The following is a 10,757-nucleotide window of genomic DNA, read 5'->3' as shown; positions in this document are numbered from 1 at the left end:
CGTCAATGAAGACCCATTCTTTATCCAATATGCCTCGTAGTTTAAAAAAAAATTCTCCCATAGCCCTTTACTCGCCCAACGATTGAAACGGTTGTAGGCTGTTTGCCATGGACAAAGATCCTCGGGAATATCACGCCAAGGCGCACCTGTTCGAAGTTTCCACAAAATGGCTTCCATAATATTTTTGCTATTACGTGAGCGGTAGCAGCCATAAAATTGCATGGTATTTTGGATTTGCACCCAAATTTCATCAGTAATGACTCTGCGTGACATGTTGGAAAACATAATTTTAGAAGGGAGATAGAAGATATTTTAATTGAATAGATAAGAAGAATGAAATATGTACATCAAATGAAAACAGCCCCTAGTCTTCCCAGGGTAAATAATATCCCGCAATTTCTACGGATAAAGCCGGGATAATTTTTAGCCAACGTTGTAAGCATTTTCTCACATTAATTCAAGTATGTGGGCTACTAGACCGCATACTTGAAAATTCATATGATCAATACATCAGGAACAGGACGTTATTCCGCTCTTTAGTTTTAAATTACGCTTGGATGTGCATCTAAAACGCAGATTAAAGTCACTGCTAGCCCAGTAGGGGAGCGACGGCCTTGTTCCCAGTTTCGCGGTGTTCTAGAACTGATAAGATTTACTATAAAATTCCACTATTTTTTTTGATAAATTTAAGCTACTGTTTGTAAATGATAATTATTAAAAAAATAAATTTTTGTAAGTAAAATCGTACACATATTAGAGATATTAACGTATATCTTCTTTATCAATTTTTTGAGAACATGTTTCGCATAAATAGGCTGGCAGGAAAAGCTGGCAATAAACCGCACTACAACGATAATAAAGTCGAAAGACAGCGAAATTACACCGGAACGTAAATGATAAAAGAAGAAACTTACAGCCGCTAAGCCTTATAGTTTTGGGAGAGACTATAAGGCTTTTTATTTGACATAAAATCTCTTATTCGAATAACAACAACAACTGTTATTCACCAATTAAAATGTCTATGTGATAAATCATTTAAAATGTTCTGCTTTTAACTACAAGAGTCAAGCACAGGATTTAAATTTCTTTGTTCAATAACAGCTTTCTGAGCTTTACGACTCGGCATACTTTTCTTGGCACGAGAACGTTTATTCTGCTTTTCTAATTCCTCATGCTGTTGCTGATTCACAGAAGCGTAAATGCTGAAATTTTCCTGCGGCATCATCAATAAACACCTATCACAAAATTTTACTGAATTTGATCAAAAAGTAGGTATAGTTTTATATTATCTACTCCAATAAAATAGGCGAGTTAGAGTTTATAGCAGAGAATATTTTTGGCCAAAACTAACGATTTAAACAGTGATAAGGTTGAAGATTAAAAGTATTTATTCCCTCTAAGTAAAGTCTAAAAATACAACGAGTCTCATTGGTTTAGATTTAGCAATCATTCTTCTAAACTAAAACTCAAAAATATTGTATTTATAATTGGTAAACCCAATACAGGCTTTTTTATTGATGAATTATTTTTGGCAGCAGTGTTATTAATTCAGGTGAATTCACAATCGACTCTATCGTTTTAGAGACTTATCTCATTAATATTCTTGCATTCGTTTTAAGCAAAATATCTTATCTATTACCAGTAGGGCGTAAAATTTTGTAGGGGCACACTCAAAATAGGAGCAGATGCATATCAAAAAATTGCTGGGAATCGTTGTTGCAGTATTTCTAATTATAACTGGGATACAAAAAGCCATGGCAATCGAAGAAGCGAGTTACGTCGTCACAATGAAGGAAAATAAGTTTGAGCTTCGTGAATATGCTCCTCACGTTGTTGCTACAACCCTTGTAGAGGGCAATATGGAGCAAGTCAGTAATAAAGCATTTATGAAATTATTTCGATATATCTCGGGTAGCAACGTTTCACGTCGTAAGGTCGCCATGACCGCCCCAGTTTCGCAACAGCCGATAGGTGAGAAAATACAGATGACTGCCCCCGTCGAACAACAGCGTGCTGAGAACAAATGGATAATAAGCTTTATGATGCCGAAGGCGTATACATTAGATATGCTTCCGCAACCAGAAGATGCCAGCATTACATTACGTCAATTTCCTGCACAACGTATGGCTGTAGTTCGATACTCTGGAACTTGGAGCGAAAAGAATTATCTCAGTCATGAATTGAAACTCATTGCATGGATGCATACAAAGGGTCTAACACCTATAGGAAACGCTATATGGGCTCGATATAATCCTCCTTTTACGCCATGGTTCTTAAGACGAAATGAAATTATGATCCCAATCAATTAATGTTATTATTAATGATTAGATTATAGCTGCGCCTTGGTCATTCCTCCCAGTTTGAGAAATATTTTTGGATCAAATATAGTTTTCCGGCATTCTATACTGTTCAATTGTGTTGCATAGTAATCGGCTTACCAGAAGTGATTGTTGAATATTTTTTTTCGACTAACGTAATAAGTCTATTATAGGTAATACTTATTCTAAGTAAGAAGTTATCAATGATAAAACTAATAAGTTATATAGGCTTAGGTCGGCTGTTACAGCCTGTGATTATTATCAGTATATGCACTACTGTACATGCTAATACTGTACCTAGTAGTTCTCCAAATGATATTACCTATCCAAGTACAGATTATGGCTTGGGCGAACATCTCTCTTCAAATGAAGCAACCGCAGCTGTAACAATTGCAGATTTAATTGAAACATCAGTTCGAAAACAATATGCAACAGGTATCGCTCTGCGAGATGTGCACTCCAAAGCACATGGTTGTGTACAAGCAGAATTTAAGATAAATAAAAATCTTCCTAAAAATATAGCTCAAGGCATTTTTATTCCTGGAAAGACCTATCAATCATGGATTCGCTTTTCTAATGGATCTAGTGATTCTACTCAAGCAGACATTAAACGAGATGCTCGTGGCATAGCAATAAAAATTTTAGGAGTCCCTGGAAAAAAGCTTTTAGATAATGAAGCATCCACTCAAGATTTTATTATGATTAACCACCCTGTTTTTTTTGTGAATGATCCTGTTCGCTATATGTCGTTAATGCAGGATATAAATAGTGATCGTTTTTTTAAAAAACTGCATATTCCTTTTGTATTGGGTGCAAAAGGTACTTGGATTGCATTAAATTCAAAAACGAAAATTTCAAATCCTTTGCATACGAGGTATTGGTCTATGACACCTTACCAGTTAGGGATAAATCCAAATCGCGAAGCAGTAAAATATTCTATTCAAGCATGTTCAGCAGTTAAAGAAGCTATTCCACATGCCCCTAACCATGATTTTTTAAGAGAAGCACTCAAAAGTAGTTTAAAAAAAGATGATGCTTGCATGGAGTTTTTAATACAACCTCGAACATCAAATAAGATGTCAGTCGAGGACTCAATGACTGAATGGAAAGAAAGCGATGCTCCTTTCTATAAAGTCGCAACTATTCGTATTCCTCAACAAATTTTTGATACTCCTGCACAAAATGAATTTTGTGAAAACCTTTCTTTTTCACCATGGCATTCACTTCCTGAACATAAACCACTCGGTGCAGTAAATAGAATGAGAAAAGTGATTTATGAACGTATTAGCCTGGTGAGACATGAGATGAACTCTATTCAGAGAGCAGAGCCACATTCTAAATAATTTATGTGAAGTTAAGAATAGGAGCCTATAGCTCCCATTCGAAATGTTTTATAACTCAAAACGAAGACATGGCTCCAATGAGCAACGTTCTCCATTAGATTATGAAAAGGCCCATCAAAAGATGGTTAGGTGTGTCTAGAATTTTGGTGGCTATTCAAAGTCTCCGATAAACCCGATAGTGTTAACCATGAAGCTCTAATCTTATACAAGTTAGAGCTTCTGTTTTTCTCAGCTTAGTTACCTCGATAGGTTGAATATCCATAAGGACTAAGAAGTAAGGGAATATGATAGTGTTTTACCGAACCATCGGTCTGGAAAATCACCGGAACTTCTGGAAAGAAAGAATTTTGCTTATTTTTCTTAAACCATTCACCTGTTTTGAAGGTAACTTTATAGACGGCATTGTCGAAAGTTTTATTTTCTGGAAATAATGCGGTTACACGACCTTGCTCATTGGTTTTAGCTTCTGAAATCTGTATCCATTTTCCATTTTTTTGTTCTTCCAAAGTAACTTTTACATCGGGTGAAGGCAATCCACTTTCCAAGTTAAGGACATGCACACTTAAAGGATTTTGCGCCATTACCCAACTTGAAATAAATAAACTGCCAGCGAATAAAAATAACTTGTTCATATGAATTTATCCTGAATTAAATTGATTTAAATTTGTTTGAGTGTGATTTCTATACCCTGTTGTGCACATTGATCATCTTGAATTGACCCACCTGCACCGGCTACACCAACCGCACCTAATAGCTGACTTTTATAAACTACGGGCACTCCTCCACCTAAAAGTAATAATTCAGGTAAGCTGGTTAAATTCTGTGAATCAACATTCTTCTGAGCATTACGCATAAATTGTAAGGTAGTCACCTTGCTTGAATATGCGGTAAAAGCTTTCCTTTGCGCTGCGATTAAATTATGTATACCCACAGTTTCATGCCGTTGACTTGCTAGGACATTGCCACCCTGATCTAACACCACTACAGCCGCAGGTTTAGCAGTAGTGCTACATGCCTGCATGACATTGGTGACCAGTTGATTGGCGAGGTTTAAATCCATGACATAGCTGGTTTTAGGAGCTGAATATGTGATTGAACTACATAGAAGTACCGGAATAAATAGAAGTTTTTTCATCATTTCTATTAAGCTAAATTAAGAGATAAGCTAGCTTATATAAAATAAAGTCATTATTGCATGACAATCAGATTACGAATTTGTAATGTAGTAACAGACAAATCCATATAATATTATTTAGATGCACATACTTATTGTTGAAGATGAAACAAAAATTGCTGAATTTCTAGCAAAAGGGTTAAATGAATCTGGTTATTTATCCAGTATTGCTCATGAGGGATTAACAGCGTTAACGTTGTTACAAGAAAAAAACTTTGATTTAGTAATTTTAGATGTCATGTTACCTGAAATTGATGGTTGGCAAGTATTAAAGACCTTAAGGACATTTTCTAAAATTCCAGTACTCATGCTGACTGCAAAAGATCATGTCCTGGATCGAGTTAAAGGCTTAGAACTAGGTGCAGATGATTATTTAATTAAGCCCTTCTCTTATATTGAACTATTAGCACGGGTCAAAAGCCTATTGAGACGCAGTGTAAAAACCGAGTCTGAATATTATCAAGTTGAAGATTTAATTTTATACCGGCTTGAACGTACTGTTTATCGGAACCAACAAAAAATCGACTTAAGCTCTAAAGAGTTTTCGCTTTTACACTTATTAATGCAACATCAAGGTGAATTATTAACCCGATCTCAAATTGCCTCTGAAGTGTGGAATATTAACTTTGATACAGACACCAATGTGGTGGATGTCGCTATCCGTCGTTTACGTGCAAAAATTGATGACCATTTTCAGCCCAAATTAATTCATACTGTTCGGGGTATGGGATATCGTTTAAGCATAAATAAATGAAAAATCAGCTAAGACATCTGAGTTTAACAACACGCTTAAGTATTTCCTTCAGTATTATTTGTTGTACTGTATTTTTTGCTATTGGTTTACTTTCTTATCACAACATGCAGCACCTGTTAGCTAAACAACGTGATCAGAATTTAACTGCACGTGTTGAACGCATTGAAATTTTTTTACAAGATCAAGAAAGTTTTCAGATTTTAGTTCAACACCCACGTCTGTATGAAAATATGCTGGGAAAAGAAGATAATCTTTTAATCTTAAAAAACCAGCAACTAGCCTTAATTGAGATTAATCCACTGAAAGTCCATATTCCAGATATGGCCGAATCAAAAACCATTACCTTTCTGGATAATCAATCTGAATTTGCCACAACCCGTTTGGCCTATAAAACTGTTGTTTTTAATGATCAACATTATCAACTGATTGCTGGCACACAACTTGATGAAGCTCAATCTACTTTAGATCAATATTTATGGAAATTGATTCTCTATAGCTTATTGGGAATTGTAATGGCAAGCCTACTCGGACGTTGGGTGGGTTTGTATTTACTCAAATCTTTAAATAACTTGATTGAGCAAACACATAAAATTCAGGGTACTCAACCACATCAGCGAATCGAAGTTAAAAGTACTACGGTTGAAGTTGATAAACTCAGTTCAGCAATGAATGCTATGTTAGAAAAAATTCAAATTAATTATGATCAATTGGCACGGTTTTCTGAAGATATTGCCCATGAACTAAGAACCCCCTTAAATAATTTAATGGGTCAAACACAAATTATGCTCATGCAATCTCGGTCACAACAAGAACTGGAGCAGCTTTTATATTCTCATCTTGAGGAATATGAACGACTAAGTAAGATGATAGACAATATGTTGTTCATCGCTCGTTCTGAACACAGTGATTATATTATCGAAAAAGAAAATATTGACTTATCCAACCTTATTTTAGAATTGGTCCACTATTTTGAATTCTTGGCTGAAGATAGGCTCATGAGATTTGTTTTAGAGTTAGAAAAGGGAATTCAAATATATGCTAATGCAGATTTGTTAAAAAGAGCGCTGTCTAATCTTATAATTAATGCGATTGATTATGGATTTGAAGATCAAGACATTGTGATTTCAACAAAATCTACGGAAAATCATATCGATATTGAAGTATTAACTAAAAATGTTTTTATTGACAAACAACATTTGAAGCATTTATTTGAACGTTTCTATCAAATTGAGAGTAGTCGACATGCCAAAGCAAAAACTGGTGGTTTAGGATTATCAATCGTTAAATCTATCATGATGTTACATAATGGAGAAGCAACCGCTTATAACACTCAGGAAGGAATTGTATTTAGTTTAAAAATTAAATATTTAACTTGAAGATGTTATTAAAAAGTTCTTAAAAATGAGAGATTGCAAATTGTTTAGATGCCCTAAAATTAATATATTATAACTTATACAGAATTTAATTAAATTATCATATAAAATCAATATGATATGTCAATGTAAAAAGCTAATCCACTTTAGTACGCATTTAGTCACAACAATTCCAGCCTCTTGCGGCTATACGACCTCATTGCAATTTCCTATTATGGTGACATAAGAAACTGAAAGTTGCAGAACAAAAAACAATAATCATAAGTCTCATTAACTAGAAGTTGAATATAGTATTTGTTGAGTAAACATGGTCGTACATAAAAAACCTGACAGGATGCCAGGTTTTTTATGTTTCGTTTCTTAGCCACAAGTAAAGCTTGTATAAAATTTAAAATTACACCTTGAGTTCACTGAAAGTGACTATAGGATATCAGCTATCTGAGGTAACTACTCTTATGTCTGATTTAAGATCAAATTTGAATTGACGCTTATGCTCAAACATTTTTTTATCGGCCTGTTCAGCTGCAAAAAGCAGCCCACGGGCAGGATGACGCATTGAAAAACCAATGGCTATACTAATTTTCGCTTGTGCAAAAGCATCTATAATTCTCTTTAAAAGTCTTTCTGCACCGGTCTTATTATTTTCCACACTTAGAATGACGAATTCATCGCCACCCAGGCGAGCTACAATATCATTACTACGGACAGTATCACTTAACACGTTGGCAGCCTGTTGAATGAGGTGATCTCCTACAACATGCCCTAAGTTATCATTTACTTCTTTTAGATTATTAATATCAATAAAAAACACCGCAGCGGAATGACCATAACGCTTACAGCGTTCCTCTTCTTTACTAATTAATTCGTCCCAAGCTCGACGATTATATAATCCAGTTAATCCATCCCTGAAAGCTTTCGTCTTTAAACGCTTAACTTCACTAAATTGTTGGTTTTGACGAAGCTCGGCTTGAAGAATTTTACTCAGTAAGTTTCCAAGTAATTCTATTATTTCAATATCTTGAACTATCGTTTCAGGTTTTGGATGAGGATCAATTGCACACAGTGTACCAAATAAGCTGCCATCTTCATTAAGGATGGGCTGACCTATGTAGGATTTAATACTTACTTGTTGACTAATTGGTGCAGTGGCATATAAGGGAATATCTTCACAATGAGGGGCAATTTTAGGTGCTTTTCCTTTAACCATATGAGAGCAGAAAGAATCTGCCCATTTAAATACGTGTCCGGGTTTAATATCATAACCATGATCTTCACTTTGCAGTACAATCCAGTCTTTACCTTCTACCCGAGTGATCATCCATAAATCAAATCCCAAGCGTTTATGGAGAAATTGTAAAATAGCTTGACCTGCTTCTTCAAAGTTTTTAAAGTTTATAGTATTCATCTAATCAACCTATGATAATGATTCGAAAGTAATTTATTTATATGATTTAATTTAAAATATTATATAATCCATATTCAAAATAAAATTTTAGACATAAGCTGATGAAGTACATTGATCAATTTAAAGAAGTTCATCTGTAATATACAGTAAAATTAAAAAAATCTTAATAGCCCTACAAAATATCAGGAATATATACATATAAGAAAACTTGATTATTTATTTTTTATAATATAATTAATCTAACTATAAAAATTGTTATTTATATATATTTTCTTTAATTATCATAGTTTTATTTATAATTATTTGTTTTTCATTTTTTCAGGGCCATTCTTTGTTATTTTTAAAGTTATAATCAGTCAATAAAATGGCTAAAAATTATTAAAAAAATCAGTAGGATTTATTAGACTTCTTTCATAAATCATTTTTTACTCAGCTCCTGGTTATAAATTCCAGCAATTAAATTGAATCTCAAACCGAGTCTTTTGCCTCTATTTCGATAACGCTCAGCAAGGATTTTGAAGGTTTTCAGCCTGCCAAATACATGCTCTATGCCGATTCTTTTTTTATTGATTTCCCTGTTATAGACTTTTAATTCAGCATCCAATTTACAGCATCTTTTGGCTTTTAATGGCAACAGGCTATTGGGAGAAAAAGTATAAATCCCTTTCCAAGTTTTATATAGTTGTTTTTGTTCGTGCAAGGGATTGCACAGGCAAGAAAGTACATATCGCACAAGCCATTACTACCACCCGACCATATCTAACGCAGTACATACTTTAAGTGTATCCAGATCGAATCTCTATGGGTAATTGAATCAGCCAGAATCTGCTTCTCATTTAAGATATTGTAAGAGTGATCAAAGAATAAACATAAACGGTAGAAAATCATAAAAAAACCCATCCGGGCTAGAATGGGTTGTTAAGTCTAGACTATACCACTGAAATTAAATAATAAAATATAAGCATTTCGTATAAGGGGTATTATGTTGAATTTATAAAATCTAAAAAAGGAATAGTTAAAAGCTATCCTTTTTTCTTTTTGCAATCTATAAATTGGAATATTTCATTTTTCCAAAAGTAAAGCCTACGTCAAAGGATTTTTTTATTACTTGCACAAAAATTTATAAAATGTTCAAGTATTAAGATTGGTATTTGATTATAAAGGATAAAACAATGACCGTTATTCTTCAGGTAGATTTCCCATCTCAAGGCCCATTTGGTGAAGCAATGAGCCAAGCCTATCAAACTCTTGCTGAAAGCATTAATCAAGAAACAGGCATGATCTGGAAAATCTGGACAGAAAATAGGGATACTGAAGAAGCAGGGGGTATCTACCTATTTGATAATCAAGAAAATGCAGAAAAGTATTTAAAAATGCACACTGCGCGTCTGACGAGTTTTGGGGTAAAAAATATTCGTGGAAAAATATTTCAGATCAACTCAGCATTATCTGATATTAATCAAGCAAACTTCTTAAAATAACTGAATTGCACATGTGGATTACAATATGCCTGATCTTGACTAAAAAAGATCAGGTATATTTAAACCTCCTTTGCTCTAGCTTTACTCCTTATTGCGTTGCCGCTATGAATCGTCAGTGAATCCTATATTTCATAAAATATAATAATTATATTCATATAAATTAAACATTTATAATAAAAAATAATCTCATTAAATTTGGTTTAAGAACTTGAGGGAAATAGAAAAATGATAAGTTTATTCAAAAAATTACAAGGTTTATTGGCATATGAGCAGTCACACTTAACTACACAAGCGATTTCTAAAATGGATGTGACAATTCGTCGCCAATACCATGCCCAACAGATCTCTCTATTACGTACAGATTATTTAGAATAAGCGTTAAACATAATATATTTTTTGAATAGGAGCTATAAATAGCTTATTTTTTTATAAAAATTTAATGAGTTTTTTGGAACAGAATAGATCTTTAATAAATCACTTTTTGCTCAGTTCTATATTATAAATTCCAGCAATTAAATATGTCGAAATCTGCAAGCGGTACATTGAGCAAAAAGGAAAGAATTTTAAAGCCAAGTCAGGCTTGAACAAATCAATCCTAGATCAAGGTTGGTCGATGATGATGAATATGCTTGAGCACAAGCAAGCATGGAAAGGTGGTTTACTGCTTAAGGTAAATCCTCAGTACACCAGTCAAACGTGTAACAAATGCGGTCATGTAGCAAAAGAAAATCGACAGACTCAAGCTAAATTTGAGTGTGTCGAATGTGGTTATGTTGCAAATGCAGATATTAAAGCTGCATGTAACATACTTGCGGTGGGACACACGGTTTTGTCTGTGGAGAGAGGATGCGGTAAAGGTCGCTCGAAGAAGCAGAAAACTAGCGAAATCTGTGAGGGAATCGCTTAAGA

General features: G+C 34.0%; 11 protein-coding genes and 2 pseudogenes. 7 read left to right on the top strand and 6 right to left on the bottom strand.

The window, feature by feature from the left end:
• Window positions 1-273 (bottom strand): annotated as a pseudogene (locus B9T23_RS14375) (transposase); the annotation flags it as partial.
• Between the two features lie 778 nt (window positions 274-1,051).
• Window positions 1,052-1,225: a hypothetical protein gene (locus tag B9T23_RS16840; RefSeq protein WP_155859779.1), complete on the bottom strand. Its 174-nt coding sequence runs from the start codon at window positions 1,223-1,225 to the stop codon at window positions 1,052-1,054.
• 460 nt (window positions 1,226-1,685) lie between these two features.
• On the opposite strand from B9T23_RS16840, the gene B9T23_RS14365 reads away from it, so the two are divergent.
• Together B9T23_RS14365 and B9T23_RS14360 are read left to right on the top strand one after the other, a co-directional pair.
• Complete coding sequence (locus B9T23_RS14365) at window positions 1,686-2,309, top strand: SOUL family heme-binding protein (protein WP_212815867.1); 624 nt, start codon at window positions 1,686-1,688, stop codon at window positions 2,307-2,309.
• Between the two features lie 212 nt (window positions 2,310-2,521).
• Complete coding sequence (locus B9T23_RS14360) at window positions 2,522-3,661, top strand: catalase family protein (RefSeq protein WP_067723141.1); 1,140 nt, start codon at window positions 2,522-2,524, stop codon at window positions 3,659-3,661.
• 233 nt (window positions 3,662-3,894) lie between these two features.
• Here B9T23_RS14360 and uraH read toward each other — a convergent pair whose 3' ends face one another.
• Both uraH and B9T23_RS14350 read right to left on the bottom strand, forming a co-directional pair.
• Complete coding sequence (gene uraH, locus B9T23_RS14355) at window positions 3,895-4,293, bottom strand: hydroxyisourate hydrolase (RefSeq protein ID WP_044109712.1); 399 nt, start codon at window positions 4,291-4,293, stop codon at window positions 3,895-3,897.
• Between the two features lie 26 nt (window positions 4,294-4,319).
• Complete coding sequence (locus B9T23_RS14350; protein ID WP_235942470.1) at window positions 4,320-4,796, bottom strand: GlcG/HbpS family heme-binding protein; 477 nt, start codon at window positions 4,794-4,796, stop codon at window positions 4,320-4,322.
• Window positions 4,797-4,917: 121 nt separating this feature from the next.
• Here B9T23_RS14350 and B9T23_RS14345 point away from each other — a divergent pair, with 121 nt between their 5' ends.
• Window positions 4,918-5,589 carry a heavy metal response regulator transcription factor gene (locus B9T23_RS14345; protein WP_067723137.1) on the top strand — a complete coding sequence of 224 codons (672 nt, stop codon included), beginning with the start codon at window positions 4,918-4,920 and terminating at the stop codon, window positions 5,587-5,589.
• Window positions 5,586-6,965: a heavy metal sensor histidine kinase gene (locus B9T23_RS14340; RefSeq protein WP_067723135.1), complete on the top strand. Its 1,380-nt coding sequence runs from the start codon at window positions 5,586-5,588 to the stop codon at window positions 6,963-6,965. Before B9T23_RS14345 ends, B9T23_RS14340 begins: the two co-directional genes overlap by 4 nt.
• A 427-nt stretch (window positions 6,966-7,392) precedes the next feature.
• Here the strand turns inward: B9T23_RS14340 and B9T23_RS14335 are convergent, their stop codons facing one another.
• Together B9T23_RS14335 and B9T23_RS16680 are read right to left on the bottom strand one after the other, a co-directional pair.
• Complete coding sequence (locus B9T23_RS14335; RefSeq protein WP_086194576.1) at window positions 7,393-8,367, bottom strand: sensor domain-containing diguanylate cyclase; 975 nt, start codon at window positions 8,365-8,367, stop codon at window positions 7,393-7,395.
• Window positions 8,368-8,785: 418 nt separating this feature from the next.
• Window positions 8,786-9,100, bottom strand: a complete 315-nt coding sequence (locus tag B9T23_RS16680) for a transposase family protein (RefSeq protein WP_131271959.1) — start codon at window positions 9,098-9,100, stop codon at window positions 8,786-8,788.
• A 439-nt stretch (window positions 9,101-9,539) separates the two neighbouring features.
• Here B9T23_RS16680 and B9T23_RS14325 point away from each other — a divergent pair, with 439 nt between their 5' ends.
• The 3 genes and pseudogenes from B9T23_RS14325 to B9T23_RS14320 form a co-directional block, all read left to right on the top strand.
• Window positions 9,540-9,848 (top strand): monooxygenase, encoded by a 309-nt coding sequence (locus B9T23_RS14325; protein WP_067723132.1) that lies wholly within the window; start codon window positions 9,540-9,542, stop codon window positions 9,846-9,848.
• Window positions 9,849-10,073: 225 nt separating this feature from the next.
• Window positions 10,074-10,223, top strand: coding sequence for a hypothetical protein (locus tag B9T23_RS16835; protein ID WP_165493783.1), 150 nt, complete (start codon window positions 10,074-10,076; stop codon window positions 10,221-10,223).
• Between the two features lie 140 nt (window positions 10,224-10,363).
• Window positions 10,364-10,755: pseudogene (locus B9T23_RS14320) on the top strand (RNA-guided endonuclease InsQ/TnpB family protein); the annotation flags it as partial.
• Window positions 10,756-10,757 lie beyond the last annotated feature (2 nt).

This window comes from Acinetobacter terrae, from assembly GCF_002135195.1.
Taxonomy (GTDB): Bacteria; Pseudomonadota; Gammaproteobacteria; order Pseudomonadales; family Moraxellaceae; genus Acinetobacter; species Acinetobacter terrae.
This window is presented reverse-complemented; position numbering and strand designations above follow the sequence as displayed.

Bases quoted from the DNA above. Each gene is read 5' to 3' on its own strand.
- B9T23_RS14350 (WP_235942470.1), bottom strand. From the start codon at position 4,796: ATGAAAAAACTTCTATTTATTCCGGTACTTCTATGTAGTTCAATCACA.
- uraH (WP_044109712.1), bottom strand. From the start codon at position 4,293: ATGAACAAGTTATTTTTATTCGCTGGCAGTTTATTTATTTCAAGTTGG.
- B9T23_RS16840 (WP_155859779.1), bottom strand. From the start codon at position 1,225: ATGATGCCGCAGGAAAATTTCAGCATTTACGCTTCTGTGAATCAGCAA.
- B9T23_RS16835 (WP_165493783.1), top strand. From the start codon at position 10,074: ATGATAAGTTTATTCAAAAAATTACAAGGTTTATTGGCATATGAGCAG.
- B9T23_RS14340 (WP_067723135.1), top strand. From the start codon at position 5,586: ATGAAAAATCAGCTAAGACATCTGAGTTTAACAACACGCTTAAGTATT.
- B9T23_RS14335 (WP_086194576.1), bottom strand. From the start codon at position 8,367: ATGAATACTATAAACTTTAAAAACTTTGAAGAAGCAGGTCAAGCTATT.
- B9T23_RS14345 (WP_067723137.1), top strand. From the start codon at position 4,918: ATGCACATACTTATTGTTGAAGATGAAACAAAAATTGCTGAATTTCTA.
- B9T23_RS14360 (WP_067723141.1), top strand. From the start codon at position 2,522: ATGATAAAACTAATAAGTTATATAGGCTTAGGTCGGCTGTTACAGCCT.
- B9T23_RS14365 (WP_212815867.1), top strand. From the start codon at position 1,686: ATGCATATCAAAAAATTGCTGGGAATCGTTGTTGCAGTATTTCTAATT.
- B9T23_RS14325 (WP_067723132.1), top strand. From the start codon at position 9,540: ATGACCGTTATTCTTCAGGTAGATTTCCCATCTCAAGGCCCATTTGGT.